The organism is Actinomycetota bacterium (assembly GCA_030017835.1).
Lineage (GTDB): Bacteria > Actinomycetota > Aquicultoria > UBA3085 > Oleimmundimicrobiaceae > Yes70-04.
Map to the genome: position 1 here is coordinate 1 of JASEGU010000005.1, position 19248 is coordinate 19248.

A 19248-nucleotide genomic window follows, 5' to 3' on the forward strand; every position below is an offset into this window, starting at 1 on the left:
GGTTCCCTCTCTATCTTGAGGAACCATGAGGTGAAGGCCTCCCACCCTGGTTATCAGGGTACGGGGTTTGTATCCGTTTCGCATGCCCCTTCTTTTAAAGGTGCGCTCGTATGGTTCTGCCCCAAGGTGCTCGGTCATCTCGTACTCAAGTGTTTGCTGGGCCATGAACTCTAGCATCTGTCTTAAGGGGTTATCACCTCCGGATTTAAGGATTACTTGTATTGCCTCCTCAATCGTTATATCCTTTTTCTTAGCCATCGTTACTCCTTTCGATAAGAGATTTGTTGATGCTTTTCCCTTATCTTGGAGGACGATGGCTCTCTTTGTCAAAGAGCTATAGGTGTTATATCCTTTTTACAGAAGTTTAAGGGCACGGCCGTGGGAAGCGGGATGGGTAGAAGTCTTTGAGGATTCAAGTGTAAATCCCTTTCGGCCCTTGAATCCTTGACTCCTTGACTCCTGCACTTTTTGACCGCTCGGCTCCTTGGATCCTGCTTTTCACGGAGACTGGGACCTGGGGGCTGGCTCTGAGATCAGCGATTAAGAGTTGATGTTTAGCCTGTATCTTCTTGCGGCTAGGCGAACGAGTCTTCCGCTCGCCTTCCATCGTTCTAGGCGCTGCTTATCTAGCCTTATTAAAAGATCTCTTTCTTTTTTATCACGCATTTTTGAAGAGGGCGACCTTTTGAGACCCAGCTTAACACTTGTCCTTAAAAATTCCTTTCGTCTCTTCAGATAGTCCTCGTATTTAACAGTCTTCATCGACTTTAAGTTCCCCTCTAAGCTCAGCTAAGGCCCCTTTGACCTTCTCCGTTTCAGCCCTCTCTTCGATATAATCCCAATCGATTTCAGATAAGTGGAGCATCATAAGTTCCTTAGCCCACTCGCCATCGCCTTTTGATTTCCAGTGGACACAGGCGTTAAGACGATCGATTATCAGGTCTTCAACACCTAAAATGTAAACTCTTAGGTCTTCTATTTCCACCTCATATATCCTTTTGAGCTGTTCCGGCTCAAGATAGCTCGCGGGGGCTTCTATAACGATATCAAATTCTTCGCTTATCCAATGTCTGCCTTCTTTGCTAAAGCCCCAATCCTTCAAAATGATGTCTATAGGTTCTGTGGGAGCAATAATATCGATATCGGCTGTGGCATAACCGCCGGCGGTATAGAACTCGACGGCATTGCCCCCGATTATTATGGGTTTTATGCCACTCGGCTCAAGGGCCTTGGTAAGCAGCGCCATAAAGAAGAGCCTCTTGGTAAGGGGGTCCTTCTCCCATTTTACCCTCTCCAAACCCTGCCCGCCCTTTTTAGCGGACGCCTTATCCAGCCAGAGGGCAACGTCGTCCTCTCTGAACCGATATTGGCCGCCGACTTTTAGTGAGGGTATCTCGCCCCGCTCTATCATGTTGTAGATGGTGCGCTCTGTTACGCCTAAATATTTTGCTAATTCTTTAACGCTCATCAATTTTTCCATGTTTTCTCTAAGCTATATTTAAAGATAAATTTCGGTAAAATGCAAGAAGATTTATGAAAATATATGAAAGAAAGCGGTGATGGCGATTGGCTTTTGGAGTTGGGAGTTGGGAATGGGGGCTGTTCTTGCACATAAAAATAAAATTGTATTTAAAAGCCTGGAGGCTGAAGGCTGGAGGCTGGCCGATTGATTACAGAAGCTCGAAAAAATCGTCCAGATTGATTTCAGCGTCTTTTAAGATGCTCTTTAGGATTTTTGGATGGAGAACCTTTGCGCCGTGGAAAGGGATTGTTACCCGCTTGCCCTTCTCATTTTTGTATATCATGTGGCTGCCGCTCTGTCTGGCAAGCGAAAAACCTATCTTTTCAAGAACTTTTATCGCCTCTGAAGCGGTAAGGCGGGGCAATTTTGGGCTCATACGGCTATTTCGACCTGGGTCAAGCTTACCATTTCTGAAGAAGGGATATCCTCTTGGGCGCTCAGCCTGTCTTCTATATGAAGACGGATCGCGTCCTTGATATTCTCGAGAGCCTCTTCGTAAGTCTCCCCTTGAGCGTAACAGCCTTGAAGCTCTGGAGAATAGGCGAAGTAACCGTCGGAGTCTCTCTCAACCACCACAGAAATCTTATATTTTTTCATATCGACCTCTCTTCTTTTGGGCAGAGACGGAATTTGCGTTCACCGGTAAAATAGAATTTGATTTTAAGCTTAAAGTCATATTTCGGCAAGATGGTTGGGAGGCTGGAGGGCTCAATGATTTTAGGATTCTAGGGTTCAAGTGAAAGCCCTTCGGAGTCGGGAGTTGGGAGTTGGGAGTTGGGAATGGGTTGCTGGAGGCTGGCTTGTGGCTGGAGGCTGGCGGCTGGCTTATGACGGCTAACTTAATGTTTGTTACTATTTTTTGCCTATGATATGCTTTTAGTCAAGTTTTACAGCGCAAACAGGGAGGTTTCAATGAAAACCAAAACGCTTACAGCGGTGCTCCATCGCGAAGAGGACCTCTATATCGTGGAGTGCCCAGAGATCGGAACAGTCAGCCAAGGCAGAACGATAGAGGAGGCCTTGGACAACCTTAAAGAGGCGACCGAGCTTTATTTGGAGGAGTTTCCCGATATCGTGATCGAAAAACCCCTTTTAACCACCTTCGAAGTAGCAGTTAATGCCTAGTTTAAGAAAGGTTTCAGGCGTATAATGCATCCAGGCATTGAAGCGCCTCGGCTTTGAGCAAATCCGACAGCGCGGAAGCCATGTAATCTTAAAAAAATCGACTCAAAACGAGGTTACCGGCTGCGTGGTCCCGATGCATGATGAGCTGAAGATAGGAACGCTGCGTGGAATCCGACAAGCTCGCCAAGGTTGATCCGGTTGATTTTATGAAAAACCTGTAAGTGGGGAGCTTGGAGGCTGAAGTCTGCTAGCCGCTAGCTTACATATAAGCTTTTGAGCGGTGCTTAACACGGATTATCGTCACCACATTATCCTGGTCATCTATCACATAGAGAACTCGATAGTCACCACAGCGCACCCGCCACTCCTGCCCAGTGGTCAGTTTTTGAGACCCGGCCGGCCTTGGTTGATGACCAAGTGAGCGAATTAGCTGCGTCAAACTTGCGCGAACGGAAGGCGACAATTTTATTATATCTTTTTGAGCGCGCTTCTTTATCTCAATCCGGTACACTGGCCTTGCCCTCTACGGAGGCGATGAAATCATCAAAGCCGATGGCCGCCTCCTTCTCAGCCAGCCTGAAATCGTTGATGTCTTCCAGATCTTCAAGTAAATCTACTAAATAATTGTATTGATCGATGTCGACCAGAACGGCCCTGGGACGGCTGTATTGAGTGATAAATACGGGCTTCTTATCTTGAGAGAGCTCTTTTAGGATCGTGGAGATGTGATCACGAACTTCACTTGAAGGAAGAATCTTTACGCTCATCTTGTTTCACCTCTCTTGTACTATTCATGTTATAACTATTGCGGTTGGGTGTCAAATGTTGGGAGTTGGCTTGGGGGCAAACTAAAAAAGCGGCCCTAAGAATTAAGGCCGCTTTTTTAGTAATTAAAAATTTCACCTATAGAGCATGGCCGGCCACATTACATACTGTTGTGCCGTCGGCAGCAGTATAAGTATATGTTCCCCCTGCAGGACACGCTGGAGCTGCCTTTATATAGTTAGGCACCATTGCAGCAATATCTGCTGGGAAAGTCCCAGCTGCTTCAGTTGCCCTGTAAACTGTGGCCGCTCCATTTAAGGTTCTAAGATTTGCCTGGCAAGTTCTTCTTTGTGCATTCGTGACTGCCAGATTATAAACCGGAATGGCTATGGCCACCAGAATACCGATGATCAGGATGACCACCATCAACTCTACAAGTGAAAAGCCGCCCTCTCTCTTAAATCTCTTCAATCTATTCACCCCCTCCCATTAGAAGCCATGTGATTAAATATCTATTCATAAAAATTATACATCCCTTTTGGCAATGACGCAAGCATTTATCGAGGTCATCCGTTATATAATGCTTTTTAAAGAATAAGGCAAATTGATAAAAATTATCTTTAACTGTAAAACGAAATATCGGCCCAAAGGATACGCCCCTTGAGTTTTAACCCTGACCGACCAAGAGGACCAATTGGAACATCGGCAGATAGAGAGAAATGAGTATGGCTCCAATCAGGATGCCGACACCGACTATCATGATCGGTTCTATGAGCGAGGTCAAGGTATCAACTGAAGCCGAGACCTCCTCGTCATAGAAGTCGGCCACCTTATAGAGCATGGGGTCGAGCTCCCCGGTCTCCTCGCCGACGGCAATCATCTGGGTGACCATGAGCGGGAATATTGGGCTGTTTGCCAGAGGTTTGGCGATGCCCTGGCCCGCCTTGACGCTCAAGGAGGCCGCCCGAACGTCTCTGGCCACCAGAGCGTTTCCCGAAGTATCCGAGACGACATCGAAGACTGTAAGAAGCGGCACGCCGCTAGCCAGAAGGGTTGCCATGGTGCGGGCAAAGCGGGAGATGGCCACCTTCTTTGAGAGCTCGCCAAAGACGGGCAGTTTCAGCTTTACGGTATCTATGAGCAGTATGCCCCTCTCCGTCGCCGCAAAAGCCTTAATACCGTAATAGACGGCGACAAAACCTAGAATAAATATATACCAGTAACTGCGCAAGGCGTTGCTTGTGCCGATTATTATTCTGGTAGGAAGAGGAAGCTTAGCATTCATGTCTTCGAACATCTTGACGAAGATGGGAACGACAAAGAGCATCATGGCTATGAGTATAAGCAGAGCAAAGGCCGAAACGGCCAAGGGATAGGCCATGGCCGACCTTATCTTGTGGCGAAGACCGGCTTCCCGCTCATAGTGATCGGCAAGCCTTGCCATTATCTCATCCAAGAAGCCGCCCTCTTCGCCAGCCTTGACCATGCTGATGAAGATGTTCTTGAATATCTTGGGGTGCTTGGCCAGAGCCGAGGAGAGTGAGGTTCCAGCCTCGACATCCTTCATGACTTTGGCAATCACCTCGGCAAAACTCCTGTTTCTGGTCTGCTGGGTCAGTATCGAAAGGGCTCTGACCAGGGTCAACCCCGAGCTCATCATGGCCGAGAATTGGCGTGAAAATATCTTAAGGTCGCCCAGCTTTACCTTTCTTGAGCGGGTGAAGGCCTTGCCGACATCGGGCGACTCAACCCTTTCATCTACGGCCAAGACGATGTAGCCCATCTCTTTCAAGCGGCTGGCAACCAGGGTGCGGCTGTCACCCTCCAGATTGCCGGTTATGAGAGAACCTCCCGCATCTTTAACTTTGTAGTCGAATATCGGCGGCATAATAAATTCGCCTCCTTGTTATGAACCGGTTAGGATCCTCTTCAGCTCGGCCGGGAATATGGCCCTGGTCAAGGCGACGTCTAAATCTATCTTGCCCTGCTGGTAGAGCTTGGCCAAGCTCTGATCCATAGTCATCATGCCATATTGGGCGCCCGTCTGCATCAGGCTGTATATCTGGTGAATCTTCTCGTTTCTGATCATATTTAGGATGCCTGGGGTGGGCAGAAGAAGCTCGACCACCACAACCCTGCCCTTTCCGTCCTTAGTCGGCAGGAGCTGTTGGGCTATGATGCCTTGGAGGCAGCCGGAGAGCTGCACCCTTATTTGTTCCTGCTGCTCAGCCGGAAAGACGTCTATTATACGGTTGATGCTCTGAGCGGCGTCTTGGGTGTGGAGAGTGGCAAAGACCAAGTGGCCGGTCTCGGCGGCCGTTAGGGCTATCTTTATCGTCTCTAAATCTCTCATCTCACCGATCAGAATGACGTCTGGGTCTTGGCGAAGGACGTGCTTTAAAGCGTTGGCAAAAGATTTGGTATCTGAGCCGACCTCTCTCTGGTTGACCATGCACCTCTTGTGTTGGTGCAAGAATTCTATGGGGTCTTCTACCGTCATAATATGATCTGTCCGGGTGTCGTTGATGATATTGATGAGTGAGGTCAAGGTGGTCGTCTTGCCGCTTCCGGTCGGCCCGGTAACCAGTATGAAACCTTTTCGCCTCTTGGCAAGCTCGGCCAAGTGGGCGGGAAGACCAAGCTGCTCTAAGGTCAACGCCTCATGGGAGATCATCCTGAAGGCCGCGCCCAAGCTGTCCCGTTGATAGTAGGCATTTACCCTAAAGCGGGCCTTGCCCGGAATTCCGTGGGAGAAATCGAGCTCCCATTGGGATTCCAAGATCATCCTCTGTTTGTCGGTGATGATGCCATAGATCATCTCCTTGATGGCATCCGGAGTCAACTTCCCGCTCCCCTCTAGGGGCGTCAAATTGCCGTTTATCCGGGTGGCCGGAGGAAATCCGGCGCTTAAATGGAGATCGGAAGCATTGGTTTCAATAAGTTTTACAAGCAATGAAGTCAGTTGGTCCGCTATTTCTTATCACCCCTTCAAATTCAAATAAAATTATATTATAACCCTCATTACCTCTTCTATCGAGGTTAAGCCCAGCTTCACCTTCTCGAGGCCATCCTCCTTTAAGGTCATCATGCCTTCGCTTACGGCCACCTTCTTTATCTCTTCGGAGCTTGTCCTCATCACGGCGAGCCTTTGGACCTCCTCGCTCATGATCATGAACTCAAAAAGACCGATGCGCCCCCTATAACCCATGTTGTTGCACTTGTTGCAACCGATAGCCTTATATGCCTTGAGCTTGGTCTTGGCCGAAAGCCCAAAGTATTTTTTGAGCTTGCTGTCGACCGTATACTCCTTTTTGCAGGCATCGCAGAGACGGCGGGTCAAACGCTGGGCGAGGACGCTGTCCAGAGCCGATGTTATAAGAAAGGGCTCGATGCCCATCTCGATTAGGCGGGTGACAGCCGAGGGGGCATCGTTGGTGTGCAGGGTGGATAAGACCAGGTGGCCGGTGAGGGCCGATTCGGTGCTTATCAGAGCCGTCTCGCGATCGCGGATCTCGCCGACCATAATAATGTCGGGGTCGGCTCGAAGGATGGAGCGCAGACCGCTTGCGAAGGTCAAGCCCGCTTTGACGTTGATCTGCATCTGATTTATCCGGTTGAAACGGTATTCTACCGGATCCTCGATGGTCACGATGTTCTTTTCAGGCGTGTTTAAGATGTTCAAGACGGCATAAAGGGTGGTCGATTTACCAGAGCCGGTTGGACCTGTAACCAGGATCTCGCCGTATGGTTTGGAGAATGACTGGGTGAATTTGGCGAGAGTATCTGGAAGGAAACCGAGGTCGGGCAGGGTTATGACGTTGCCTTCCTTTCGCAAGATCCTAAGGATCATGTTTTCACCGAAGGCCGATGGGATGGTTACGGCCCTAAAATCTACTTTGGCGTCGCCGACCGTAAGTTCAAAGCGGCCGTCCTGCGGCTTTCTCGTCTCGGCGATGTCCATGGAAGACATAATCTTTAGGCGTGAAATGAGAGCCGATTGAAGATTTTTGGGCGAGCGCATCGTCTCGACCATTATGCCATCTATGCGCGTCCTTGTCCTAAGATCGTCCTCCATCGGCTCGAAGTGGACGTCGCTCGCCCCATCATTTACCGCCTGATTCAAGACGAGGTTTATCAGTTTTACGACCGGAGCCTCTTTGGCGATCTCTTTGAGTTCGCTTAAGGCCGCGCCCTTATCCTTATCCTCCTCTTCGGCGCCGAACTTGCCCAAGTGATAATACTTGCTTATGGCCGAGAAGAGGTCTTGCTCCCTAACCAATATGGTCTTTATATTGTAGCCGGTAAGTATCCTGATATCATCTAAGGCAAATACATTATCCGCATCCGAAACGGCGACAACCAGCCCGCCGGTGCCATCAAAGGCTACGGGCAGAGCCATGTACTTCCTGGCCATGTCTTCACCGATGGTCATGGCTGCTGCGGTATCGACCTTAAAATCGCTAAGGTCCACCAAGGCTTCGCCGTTTTCATCCAAAGAACCTCTTGGGGCGCTCCTTCTTTCCAAAAGGCCCCTCTCGACCATGACTATTTCTAGACCCACGCCTCGCTCCAGGCTCTCCGCTCTTATCTCCTTGGCCTCATCTTCACCGATAACGTTCTGGAAGACGAGAGAATCAAGAAAGGTATCTTCTTGAGCCATCAGACCACCACCCTCATCATCTCTTCAAGCGAGGTCAGACCCTTTGTGACCTTCTCCAGACCATCATCTCTTAGGGTCATCATGCCCTCTTCTATGGCCACCCGTTTTATGTCATCTGAGTTTGCCCGCTCGATGGCCATCTTGGCTATGGTTTCACTCACTACCATGAGTTCAAAGAGCCCAATCCTGCCCCGATAGCCCGTCTTATTGCACTCGGCGCAACCCTTGGCTTTGTAGAATTTGAACTTCTTTTTAGGGGGCAGACCGAAAGAGGATCGAATTTCGCTGGAAGGATTGTATCCCACCTTGCACTCGTCGCAGAGCCTTCTTGCCAGCCTCTGGGCGAGGACCGCATTCAAGACCGAAGATATCAGAAAGGGCTCAATCTCCATCTCGATAAGGCGGGTAACGGCGGAGGAGGCATCGTTAGTATGCAGGGTGGAAAGGACCAAGTGACCGGTCAGCGCCGCCTCGGTGCATATCATGGCCGTCTCGCGGTCGCGGATCTCGCCGACCATGATGATGTCGGGATCGGCCCGAAGGATTGAGCGCAGGCCGCTCGCAAAGGTTAAGCCCGCCCTGACGTTTATCTGCATCTGGGAGAGGCCGTTTAGTTTGTATTCCACCGGGTCCTCGATGGTTATTATCTTCTTCTCTACGTTGTTTAAGATGTTTAATGTGGCGTATAGGCTGGTTGATTTACCGCTTCCGGTCGGGCCGGTTATCAATATCTCCCCATAGGGACGGTTGAAAGAGTTCTTGAATTTCTCCAAGACTTTGGGCAAAAAGCCCAGCTCTTCCAGACTTATTAAGGTCGATTCTTTTCTTAAAATGCGGATGACCACCTTTTCGCCAAATACTCCGGGCAAGGAAGCCACCCGAAAATCTATCGGGCTCTTGTTCACAAACATGCCGAAGCGGCCGTCTTGCGGCTTCCTCTGCTCGGCGATATCGATGCCCGAGATCAACTTGAGGCGTGAAATAACCAGGGGTTGAATCCTCTTTGGATAGGTCATGATCTCTTGCAAGACGCCGTCTATCCTAAGCCTCACCCTAAAATCCGTCTCGTCGGGCTCGAAATGTATGTCGCTGGCCCTTTCGGCCACCGCCCGTCTGATTAACGACTCCACGAGCTCGATTATGGGGGCGTCCCGTTCTTCAGCGTCCTTTAAAAGGACGCTCGTCATCTTGCCCCCGCTCTCTTCCGATTTGCCGAAGGTCTCGGCCAGATACTTCTCGGCGTTTCTTTCTCCCCGGCAGTAACGGTTTATGGCATGTAGAAGATCGGATTCGATGGCCACGGCCGGCTTGACCTCGTATCCGGTTATTACGGAGATATCATCTAGGGCGATGACATCAGAGGGATCGGTCATGGCCACAAAGAGGGTCTTGCCTTCGACCTTGATCGGCAGAACCGACTTCTTTTTGACCATCTCTTGGGGTATCATGCCGCATATCTCGAGCTTTATCCGAAAATTTGCCAGATCAACGAAGGGTAGGTTGTTGGTCTTGGCTATGAACATGGCGAAGTCTTTTTCGCTTAAATACCCGCAATCGCTGAGCGCCTGAGCAAACGACTTGTTCTTGCCACGTTTGGCCAGAGCCTCTTTTATCTGCTCATCGGTGACTAAGCCGGCCTTTACCAAGTTGCTCGCCAGGATGTTGGTCGCCTTCTTATCCATCATGGGTTAAACTCCCTTTTTCTTCAAAGAATCCATCAAAGCCCTCTTCATCACGCTCACCGGTGGATCCAAGTGAGCCCATATCTCAAAGGCCGCGGCCCCTTGATATAATAGCATGCCTATGCCATCGATGCCGCTCGCTCCCTTGGATTTCGCCAGACTCAAAAGCTTTGGCTCCTTTGGCGAATAGGTCAGATCATAAACGAAGTTCTTCTCCGTTACGTGCTCAAAAAATTGGGGAACTTCATTGGTGAGCATCCCTAAGGGCGTGGCGTTCACAATCAATTCGCTCGCTTGGACTCTCTCTTTTAGATCATCGGAGAAATCAAAGCCGAAGGCCGGGCAATTGAAGCTCTTGGCTACCAGTTCTGCCAGCCTACCCGCTTTGTCTTTTGTTCTGTTTACAATGAATATCTCCTTAGCCCCGGCGATGGCCAGACTTATGGCGACCGATTTGGCGGCTCCTCCGGCCCCGATCACCAGGGCGCGTTTGCCGGAAGGATCCCTTCGGCCATCCTTCTTTAGGCTGACCAGAAAACCCCGACCATCGGTGTTGTGACCTATCAGTCTTCCTTCTTGAAAATGTATGGTATTGACCGCCCCCAGTATCTCCGCCTGAGGAGTCAGTTCATCCAAGAGCGGCTTTACTTTCTCCTTATACGGCATGGTCACATTGAGCCCGACCAAGTTCTCTATGGTCGTGGCCCATTTTATGAAGTCGTTAAAACCATCCTCCTCGACATGGAAGGGAAGATAAGACCAGTTGAGATCGAGTGCCTGAAAAGCGGCGTTATGCATGACAGGAGATAGGGTGTGAGCAACCGGATCGCCCACTATGCCCACCAGTTTGGTCCTGCCGTTGATCTTGACCATCTTAACTTGCCTCTTTCTGGAATCTCTGCAAAATGAATCCTTCAATCCGCCTAAGTATTTTAGTGTGAAAGAGCTCATGTCCGCTTAAGGGGACGACCAAAATGGTGTATAGACCCAGACGGTTCCCTCCATAAATATCGGTAAAAATCTGGTCTCCGATAACCGCCGTCTGGCAGGGAACGGTTCCAAGCGCCTTCATGCCACGCAAAAAGGCCGCCTTGGAAGGCTTTGTGGCCCTTGCGACCAGAGGGAGGCTCAGTTCATCTGCTATACGGCTTACCCTAAGCTTCCAATTGTTAGAGACGATGCAGACCAAGAACCCTCTCTCTTTCAGACCGATGAGCCAGTCTTTTAGCTCTTTTGAGGTGCCGTTCTCGTTTCTGGCCACCATAGTATTATCTAAATCTATGAGAAGGCCTTTTTTGCCGGCCTCCTTTAGCCTCAAGGTATCTATCTCAAATATCGAATTGTGGTACTCATCCGGAAAGAATCTTCTAATAAAAAATGCTCCCTTCAAATCTCATCCTTAACGCAAGAATTTAGCCCATCGATAGGGACTTCTGTCAGAGAAAACATTATAGAATAAATCGGCCTATTAAGTCAGACCGATTACCCTCCTTCTTAAAATAGCGTATGGGCTTAGAGCATAACCAAAGTCTATATCTACAATCTGGTTGGGATTGGCGACCTGCATCTGGCCGCCCGCTGAAGCGTCAAACATCGACTGCAAACTGAATTCGAAGAGGGAGCTTGGAGTCATAACCTCTACCCTGTCCCCAATTTCGAATCGGTTCTTGACCGAGATCCTGGTCAGTTGGTCGGTTGAGCCGATAACGACTCCCAGAAAATCGTGAGTCTTAATATAACTCGAGCTAGATGTCTTCTCCATTACGGGAGCGACCGGAAAAGACATCTCATCCGACAGAAAACCCTCGGTGTAGCCCCGATGACTGACCTTGGCCAATTCCTTCTCCCAAGCCTCATTAAAGACGAAATCCTCGCCCATTTTTAAGCATTCATCGATGATGGTGCGATAGACCTTGGTGACGGTCGCTACATAGTGGAGACTCTTCATCCGCCCCTCAATTTTGAAGCTATCGACGCCGGCCGAAATAAGGCTATCGATTCGGCGGGCCAGAGAGAGATCCTTGGAGTTGAAGAGGTATGTCCCCCGCTCATCCTCAAAGACGGGCAGAAACTCGCCCGGCCTCTCCTCTTCCATCATATGATACTTCCACCTGCAGCTCTGGGCGCACTCGCCCCTATTGGCTTCCCTTCCCGCAAGATAAGCGCTTATCAAGCAGCGCCCCGAATGGGCGATACACATGGCCCCATGGACAAATACCTCGATCTCAGCCTTTATTTCTTTCTTTATCTTTTCGATCTCCAAGAGTGAAAGCTCGCGGGCTAGAACAATTCTCTTCACTCCAAGGTCTTCGAAGAATCTTGCGGCCATAAAATTGGTCACATTTGCCTGGGTGCTTAAATGGACGCAGAGAGGCAGATTTTTCTCCTTGATAAGGAGAAGAAGCCCCGGATCGGCCACTATGACGGCATCGACCTCAGCCTGGGCCAGATCATAAAGATAGGCGGCAAGGGGGATAATGTCGTCGTTTCTCAGAAAGATGTTTGCGGCCACGTAGACCCTCTTGCCGCGCTTATGAGCGAACTCAACCGCTTCTTTAATCTTAGAAATATCGAAATTCGAGGCGGAGCTGCGCAATCCAAACTTGGGTCCTCCGACATAGACGGCGTCGGCTCCGTAGGCTATGACATATTTTAGAGTCTCTAGGTCCTTGGCCGGAGCGAGAAGCTCCGGTCTTTTGAGGGGCGCCGTCTTGGCCGTCCTACTAGAAACCATTCTTCGCCTTGGCTTTGGCGGCCTGAAACTCTTCGTAGGACGAGGTGAAGGTATGGTTTCCGGCCGAATCAGTCAAAACATAGTAGAGATAATCGACCGAGGCCGGGTTCAAAGCGGCCTTTATGGAGCTCAGGCCGGGATTGCAAATCGGACCAGGAGGAAAACCGGGGTGAAGATAGGTATTGTAGGGCGAATCGAACTTTAGATCGGCCAAGGTTAGCTCCTCTTTTCTCTCGGGGAGGACATATTGGACCGTGGCGCATATCTGCAAAGCCATTCCCTTTTTTAAGCGATTGTGGATGACGGCCGAGACCAACTCGCGTTCGCTTTCGACCTTTACCTCTTTTTCGATGAGGGAGGCGATGGTAAGTATCTCGTGGAGGCTGTACTCCTTGCCCATCACCTTTTTTAAGCGGACACTTGAAACCTCCCGGTTGAATTGAGAAAGAATCTCTTGGACCACGGACGATTCATCATCACCCTCGGTGAAGAGGTAGGTCTTGGGAAAGAGATAGCCCTCAAGCGATCCTGTGGGCCTCTCATTGACGACCGTCGGGACGCCGAAATCCAATGACTCCCCATCGAGCAGCATATTCTCCAGCTTCAATCGATCAAGATCCATGATATTCTCGAATCTCGCCGCTATCTGTTTTGCGGTAAACCCTTCGGGAATGACGACTGTAAAGAGTTTTTTATCGCTCATCTTGGGACCCTTGACAAGTCGATCTATTACATCGAAATAGGACATCTCCTCGCTCATGATATAGTTTCCCGACTTCAAATTGGCCCCCTGACCGCCAAGCAGCGTAAAGAGGGTAAATTTGAAGCGGCTGGGAATGACGCCGCCTTTGGCCAGCTTTTCGGCTATCTCTGTAACTCCGCTACCAGAAGGGGCCTCTATCAAAACCAACCTATCCAAATCGGATGAGTTGAGCCCGACTATCTTTATTGGAATTATGCTTATAAGGAGAGAGAAGATGAATAGGGAGACCAGGAAGAGAGATGTCGTTCTCCTTTTTCGATAAATATCTTCATTCAGTCTCTTCACAAAAGGCCTCTCTATCTCTTATGCTATCCAGATAGCTCTGTAATATGAAGACGGCGGCCACCCTATCGACCAGTCCCCTCCTCTTCTTGCGGCCGACGTCAGCTTCGATGAGCAGACGGGTCGCCATGGAGGTCGTAAATCTCTCATCCCATGTGATGACGGGTACCTTCAGCTTATCTTCGAGCTTCTTGACGTAAGCAATGGTCTCTTCGGCCTGGGGACCAAGTGAGCCGTTCATGCTGGTAGGAAGGCCGACAACCACCTTATCCACCTCGTTCTCCTCTACCAAACCCTTTATCTCAAGAATCTCCTCATCATGATCACCCCGGTTGATGGTCTTCAGGGGGGTGGCCGCAAGGAGAAGGGGATCGGAAAGGGCGATGCCTATCCTCTTCTGGCCGACATCGAGACCTAGCCGTCTCACCTAAAGCTCCTCCGCAAATTGAATCACAAAATCCATCTCATGAACTTCCTTCGTCCTTTTTTCGCACATATTGGACAGCCCGTTCGATGGCGGCTTCAAGACCGCCGGGATTCTTGCCACCCGCTTGAGCCATCTCCTTTCGACCGCCGCCTCCCCCCCCGATAAGCGGGGATATCTCCTTTATGATTTCGCCGGCATCAAAACCCTTTTCAATCAGTTTTAAGGGAACATGAGCAAGAAGAAAAGCGCGATCATCCTTGGAGGCGCCGAGAACGACGAGTGCGCCCGCGGCCTTCTCCTTTAAAATGTCCACGAATGAACGGAGCCCATCGATATCATCTGCCTGAACTATTTGGGCGATTAGCTCAACTCCTCTAAGGGACTGAGTGCTTGAAATTAGGCCGTCGATGTCGGCGCCGGCCAAGCGTCTCTTCAGATCGGCCGCCCTCTTTTCAGCCGCTTTCAAGGCCTCCTGCAAGGCTTGTGTCCGCTTGGCGACCTCAAAATCGCCGCACCTTAAGATGGCCGCTGCCGCCTTTAACTCATCCTCTTCAAGGTAGAATTCATTCAAGGCTAACAGAGCGGTCGTCGCCTCGACCCTTCTGGTATTTGCGGCGATGCTACTTTCAGCGGCTATCTTGAAGAGACCGATGTCGGAGGTGGCCGAGACATGGGTGCCCCCACAAAGTTCGCGGCTGAAATCGCCGACTTCAAGAACACGCACCGTTTCGCCGTATTTTTCTCCAAAAAGGGCGATGACGCCGGCCGCTTTGGCCGCCTCCAATGAAGTCTCATGGAAACTTACGGTCAGGTTGGCCATTATCTTTTCGTTGACCATTTTCTCCACCTTCCGAAGCGTCGAAGGCGGTATCGCTTCGAAATGCGTGAAATCGAACCTTAATTTTTCCTCATCAACTGAGGAGCCCGCTTGCTTTATGTGCCTGCCCAGGGCATTTGAAAGCGCCCAGTGAAGGATGTGGGTTGCCGTGTGGTTGCGGCAGATCGAAGCCCTTCTGCTGATATCTATCGATGCGGTCGCCCTCTGGCCTTCCTCTATGTGCCCACTTAGCACCCTAGCCTTATGAACGATTAGGTCTGGGGCCGGATAGAAGGCGTGGTTTACCAAAAGCCGTCCGGTCTCCGTCTCGATAACTCCATGATCTGCAACCTGGCCGCCCTTTTCAGCATAGATGGGCGTCTCTTTGAGAATGATCTCGACTTCGTCTCCTTCGCCGGCCCGCTCTATAAAGTCATTATCCTTTATTATGCCCAAGACGACCGTCTCTTGGGAGGCTGAATTATAACCTGTAAATTCGGTCTTTCCGAAACTATCCAGGGCCGTAAGATGGACTTGACCTGCTGACTCAAAAGCTGAATCTACCCTGGCCGCCTTGGCCTTGGCCCTTTGGCCGGCCATCAGTTCTTTAAAGAGTTTGTCATCGACACTAAACCCATTCTCTTGGGCAATTTCGCGCGTGAGCTCAATGGGAAAACCGTAGGTATCATAGAGTTGAAAGGCAAGATCGCCCGAGATCATAGCGCTCTCCTTGCTCCGCTCGACCGAAATGATGTTATCCAAAATCCCCAAGCCCTGCTTTAGGGTGCTTAAAAATCTCTCCTCCTCGCTGACCATGATCCGCTTTACGTAGTCGAGGTTATCCTTGAGATCGGGATAGGTCTGTCGCATGAGATCAATGACGACCGAGGCCACCTCGAAAGCGAACCCCTCGTCTATGCCAAGGAGGCGGCCATGTCTGATGGCCCTTCTCAAAAGCCTCCTTAAGACATAGCCCCTGCCCTCATTTGAGGGGATAACCCCGTCGTTTATCAAAAAGGTTACCGCCCTTATGTGGTCGGCGATTATCTTAAGCGAAATGTCGCTCTTTTCTGCGGCTCCATAGTTGACCCCGCTTAAAGCGGATATCTTGTCTATTATGGGCCCTATGAGGTCCGTCTCGAAATTGGTTTTTACCCCCTGAAGTATCGAGGCGGCCCGTTCGACGCCAAATCCGGTATCGATATTCTTGGCCGGGAGATCGGTCAATTTTCCGTCTTCGCTCCTGTAATATTGCATGAATACCAGGTTCCAGATCTCTAAAAAACGGTCGCAATCGCAGCCGACCGTGCAATCTTCGTTTTTGCAGCCCCTCTCCTTACCAAAATCGTAATGGATCTCAGAACAGGGGCCACAGGGTCCGACGGGACCGGCCGACCAGAAGTTGCTATCCTCACCAAGCCTTACTATCCTTTTTGGATCGACGCCCACATCATCCTTCCAGATTTTGAAAGCCTCATCATCGTCGGTGAATACGCTGACCCAAAGATGGTTTGGATCCAGACCCAAATCCTTGGTCAAAAACTCCCATGCCCAGGGGATCATCTCCTTCTTGTAATAATCGCCAAAAGAAAAGTTTCCGAGCATCTCGAAGAAGGTCAAGTGGCGGGCAGTGTGACCGACTTTTTCTATGTCGGTCGTCCTGCAGCACTTCTGGACGGTAGTAATCCTGGTAAATTCGGGCTTTATGTCGCCCTGAAATATTGGCTTGAATTGGACCATGCCGGCCGTCGTAAGAAGGAGGGTGGGGTCGTCCGGAACCAGGGACGAACTTGGTAGAACCTTGTGTCCCCTCTTTTCGAAGAATGAGAGAAAACTCTTTTTTATTTCAGAACTCTTCATCAATAATGACTCTCCAGTTGGTTAGCTTAAGGGGATAGTCTCCCCTCTTTTCTTTAAGAAGTAGAAGTAGAGCCCCTTGACAGTTGCCGCAACCGGGGTGGCCAAAAGGATGCCGAGCGGTCCCAAGAGACTGCCCCCGATAAGGATGGCTACTAGAACGGCCAGGGGGTGGAGGTCTACTTGCTTGCCCATGACGTTTGGCGATATTAAGAAGGCCTCGATCTGCTGAATCGCAACCATGGCAACGATCACCCAGAAGGCCGTCATGGGCGACTGAAAGAAGGCAACAATGACGGCGAGCCCGCCGCCGATTATGGGACCAAGGTATGGGATGATATCGAATAATCCTATTATGAAGGCGAGGGCGAATGCGTATTCGACCTTAAGGAGAGAGAGTGATATCCAGCTCAAAATGGCAACGGCCAAAATGACCAGGGCTTGTCCCTTCAAGAAACCCTTCAGTGATACGTTGACCATCCTTAAGGCCTCGTTGAAGTTTTGCAGATGAGACTTGGGCACAAGCCCTAAAAAGAAACCGGATATCGTCTCATAATCCATCAGGATATAGAAGGATATGATCAGAGCAAAAAAGGGTTTTAATACGGCCGAAACGATGAAGGATAGAGCGCCGACAGTGTGGCCGGGCAAAAGAGAGAATGCCTCGAGCATATATTCGCCGAATGATACGGCGGCACTGCTTAGGTAATCCAGAGCCTCTGGAGGTAATTTTAAGGCTGCAAATTGGGTCCGATAGTCGCTTACCACCTTTTCCAGCTCAAAAAAGTAGCCGGGGAGTTTTTCGATCAAGCCGCTTATCTGAGAAATGAATATGGGGGCGACCGCCAACACAATTAGACCGAGAGCAATAGCAAGGACCAGATAGCTTAAAATGACCGCCAAAAACCTTGGCGCTCTCTTCTTCTCAAAGAAATTTACTACGGGTTTCAAGATGTAAACGATGATGAGAGCGTATAGGAAGAGGGTTATAACGTCGCTTATTTTGGACATGGCTATCATCAGGAAGTAGGCGAGCATCAAGAGGCCCACAACTGACCAGGAGATGAAGAAGAGCTTTTTGAAATCGTCCATATTAAACTTTGAGCTTCTATTCACAGCTTCACCTGGAAGAATCATTGAAGTGACTTCTTAGACTATGTAATCCAAGGGCTCCTCAACCTCTTGGGAATCCTTGAGCTTAGACCCCAAAAGATCGGCTTCGGCCTGGACGGCCGCCAATTTGGCCTCATCCAATATTTTGATCAAACCGCCCATCGCCTCTATCAGATGCGGCTTCGAATTATCCATCGCCTCTTCGAGCCGATCCTTCACAAGCTCGCGAAGGGTCGGGCTGAGGGCGCAGACCATGCCAAGCCCAGCCAGGAGTCCGAGTAAAAACTTTGCATTTCTGGTATCTTCTCTTCCCATTAAACCTTCTTTTAAGTTCGAGTCGGGGTCGTCGCCTTGAAAAAGAGGGCTCAGATTCTTTTCAAACACCATCGTTTAAGACTTTTACCTGTTAAACCTGGTCAGAAGCCAAGACAAAGTTTATCATAACCAAAAAATGAAATCTAGCTTGCTTTTTCTATCACTCCACCGCCGATAAGGACGTCGCCTTGATAACAGACAACAGACTGTCCTGGGGTTATTGCCCTTTCAGTTTCATCGAATATGACTTCCATCCTCGCCCCATCAATCGACCTCATGAGAGCCGCCTTGGCCTCCATATTGTACCTTATCTTGGCCTCGACCTTCATCTCGGTATTGAGTTCATCGAAGGCGATGAAGTTCAAGTCCTTGGCGATCAGGCTCTTTTTGTAAAGCTCTTCGTTTTCACCGACAACAACTCGGTTTTTCACCGGATCGAGCTCAATGACGTAGAGGGGCTTGTCGTGAGATATGCCGATGCCCTTGCGTTGACCGATGGTGAAGTTGAAGAGACCCGAATGCTTCTTCAAAAACCGCTTATCGGTGGTCACGATATCACCCTCTTTAGGCGAAAGACCGCCTTTTTCTTGTAAGAATTTGACATACTCGTTTCCGGCGACAAAGCAGATCTCTTGGCTCTCCTCAGTTGAGGTCGGAAGCTTCAAATCGCTTGCGATCTTCTTGACCTCACTTTTTAGATATCCGCCCAGGGGTGTCAGGATATCTTTGAGCTGGCTTTGGCCCAGCCTCCAGAGCATGTATGATTGATCCTTCATCTTATCTCGGCCCTTCAAGATGAGACGGCGCCCGCTCTTCTGGTCGGTTTCGAGATTAACATAATGGCCGGTCGCAAGCTTATCGGCCCCAAAGGATTTGGCGGCTTTGAGAAGATGGCCCATCTTTATCATCTTGTTGCAATTGACACAGGGATTGGGAGTGAGACCATTGGAGTAATCTTGAATGAAGGACTCGATTACGAACTTTGCGAACTCATCGGTCAGATCGACCACCTTGTGATCTATCTTGAGCGCGGCGGCGACCCGGCTGGCCGGCTCCAACGCTTCGCCCCAACCAAATAACTTCATGGTGATGGCGATGACATCGTACCCCCGTTCAAGCAGGAGAGCAGCAACAACGGCGCTATCGACTCCACCGCTCAAGCCCACGGCCACGGTCTCCTTCAACT

The 19248-nt window shown here is 50.0% G+C and carries 20 protein-coding genes and 1 pseudogene; 2 read left to right on the plus strand and 19 right to left on the minus strand.

The window, feature by feature from the left end:
- The 4 genes from QMD53_02250 to QMD53_02265 form a co-directional block, all read right to left on the minus strand.
- Window positions 1–258: transposase (locus tag QMD53_02250; protein MDI6799487.1), on the minus strand; the 258-nt coding region annotated here is incomplete at its 3' end.
- Between the two features lie 490 nt (window positions 259–748).
- A complete protein-coding gene (locus QMD53_02255) occupies window positions 749–1480 on the minus strand; it encodes a helix-turn-helix domain-containing protein (GenBank protein ID MDI6799488.1) in 732 nt (243 codons plus the stop codon).
- A gap of 190 nt (window positions 1481–1670) precedes the next feature.
- Window positions 1671–1898, minus strand: coding sequence for a type II toxin-antitoxin system HicA family toxin (locus QMD53_02260; protein MDI6799489.1), 228 nt, complete (start codon window positions 1896–1898; stop codon window positions 1671–1673).
- Window positions 1895–2119 carry a type II toxin-antitoxin system HicB family antitoxin gene (locus QMD53_02265; GenBank protein ID MDI6799490.1) on the minus strand — a complete coding sequence of 75 codons (225 nt, stop codon included), beginning with the start codon at window positions 2117–2119 and terminating at the stop codon, window positions 1895–1897. The genes QMD53_02260 and QMD53_02265 overlap by 4 nt, the downstream gene beginning before the upstream one ends.
- 315 nt (window positions 2120–2434) lie before the next feature.
- On the opposite strand from QMD53_02265, the gene QMD53_02270 reads away from it, so the two are divergent.
- Both QMD53_02270 and QMD53_02275 read left to right on the plus strand, forming a co-directional pair.
- Entirely contained in the window at window positions 2435–2647 is a 213-nt protein-coding gene (locus QMD53_02270; GenBank protein ID MDI6799491.1) for a type II toxin-antitoxin system HicB family antitoxin, read from the plus strand.
- Window positions 2648–2675: 28 nt separating this feature from the next.
- Window positions 2676–2868: pseudogene (locus QMD53_02275) on the plus strand (type II toxin-antitoxin system HicA family toxin).
- Between the two features lie 276 nt (window positions 2869–3144).
- Here the strand turns inward: QMD53_02275 and QMD53_02280 are convergent.
- The 15 genes from QMD53_02280 to mnmA form a co-directional block, all read right to left on the minus strand.
- Window positions 3145–3414 carry a type II toxin-antitoxin system Phd/YefM family antitoxin gene (locus tag QMD53_02280; GenBank protein MDI6799492.1) on the minus strand — a complete coding sequence of 90 codons (270 nt, stop codon included), beginning with the start codon at window positions 3412–3414 and terminating at the stop codon, window positions 3145–3147.
- A 136-nt stretch (window positions 3415–3550) separates the two neighbouring features.
- Window positions 3551–3883, minus strand: a complete 333-nt coding sequence (locus QMD53_02285; protein MDI6799493.1) for a prepilin-type N-terminal cleavage/methylation domain-containing protein — start codon at window positions 3881–3883, stop codon at window positions 3551–3553.
- Between the two features lie 196 nt (window positions 3884–4079).
- Window positions 4080–5300 carry a type II secretion system F family protein gene (locus tag QMD53_02290; protein MDI6799494.1) on the minus strand — a complete coding sequence of 407 codons (1221 nt, stop codon included), beginning with the start codon at window positions 5298–5300 and terminating at the stop codon, window positions 4080–4082.
- A gap of 18 nt (window positions 5301–5318) precedes the next feature.
- The gene (locus QMD53_02295) at window positions 5319–6365 is read right to left on the minus strand and encodes a type IV pilus twitching motility protein PilT (protein MDI6799495.1); all 1047 of its coding nucleotides are present in this window, start codon (window positions 6363–6365) and stop codon (window positions 5319–5321) included.
- Window positions 6366–6416: 51 nt separating this feature from the next.
- Window positions 6417–8072 (minus strand): ATPase, T2SS/T4P/T4SS family, encoded by a 1656-nt coding sequence (locus tag QMD53_02300; GenBank protein ID MDI6799496.1) that lies wholly within the window; start codon window positions 8070–8072, stop codon window positions 6417–6419.
- Window positions 8072–9757, minus strand: coding sequence for an ATPase, T2SS/T4P/T4SS family (locus tag QMD53_02305; GenBank protein ID MDI6799497.1), 1686 nt, complete (start codon window positions 9755–9757; stop codon window positions 8072–8074). Before QMD53_02305 ends, QMD53_02300 begins: the two co-directional genes overlap by 1 nt.
- A 3-nt stretch (window positions 9758–9760) precedes the next feature.
- A complete protein-coding gene (locus QMD53_02310) occupies window positions 9761–10672 on the minus strand; it encodes a shikimate dehydrogenase (protein ID MDI6799498.1) in 912 nt (303 codons plus the stop codon).
- Window positions 10629–11144 (minus strand): YqeG family HAD IIIA-type phosphatase, encoded by a 516-nt coding sequence (locus QMD53_02315; protein MDI6799499.1) that lies wholly within the window; start codon window positions 11142–11144, stop codon window positions 10629–10631. Before QMD53_02315 ends, QMD53_02310 begins: the two co-directional genes overlap by 44 nt.
- Before the next feature lie 78 nt (window positions 11145–11222).
- Window positions 11223–12488 carry a U32 family peptidase gene (locus QMD53_02320; protein MDI6799500.1) on the minus strand — a complete coding sequence of 422 codons (1266 nt, stop codon included), beginning with the start codon at window positions 12486–12488 and terminating at the stop codon, window positions 11223–11225.
- Window positions 12478–13536 (minus strand): endolytic transglycosylase MltG, encoded by a 1059-nt coding sequence (mltG, locus tag QMD53_02325; protein ID MDI6799501.1) that lies wholly within the window; start codon window positions 13534–13536, stop codon window positions 12478–12480. The genes QMD53_02320 and mltG overlap by 11 nt, the downstream gene beginning before the upstream one ends.
- On the minus strand, window positions 13520–13960 hold the full coding sequence (gene ruvX / locus QMD53_02330; protein ID MDI6799502.1) for a Holliday junction resolvase RuvX: 441 nt from the start codon (window positions 13958–13960) through the stop codon (window positions 13520–13522). Before ruvX ends, mltG begins: the two co-directional genes overlap by 17 nt.
- Before the next feature lie 37 nt (window positions 13961–13997).
- Window positions 13998–16637: an alanine--tRNA ligase gene (gene alaS / locus QMD53_02335; protein MDI6799503.1), complete on the minus strand. Its 2640-nt coding sequence runs from the start codon at window positions 16635–16637 to the stop codon at window positions 13998–14000.
- Window positions 16638–16658: 21 nt separating this feature from the next.
- Complete coding sequence (locus QMD53_02340) at window positions 16659–17726, minus strand: AI-2E family transporter (GenBank protein MDI6799504.1); 1068 nt, start codon at window positions 17724–17726, stop codon at window positions 16659–16661.
- Window positions 17727–17783: 57 nt separating this feature from the next.
- Window positions 17784–18062, minus strand: coding sequence for a hypothetical protein (locus QMD53_02345; protein MDI6799505.1), 279 nt, complete (start codon window positions 18060–18062; stop codon window positions 17784–17786).
- A gap of 143 nt (window positions 18063–18205) precedes the next feature.
- Window positions 18206–19246 carry a tRNA 2-thiouridine(34) synthase MnmA gene (gene mnmA / locus QMD53_02350; protein ID MDI6799506.1) on the minus strand — a complete coding sequence of 347 codons (1041 nt, stop codon included), beginning with the start codon at window positions 19244–19246 and terminating at the stop codon, window positions 18206–18208.
- Between the last annotated feature and the right edge of the window lie 2 nt (window positions 19247–19248).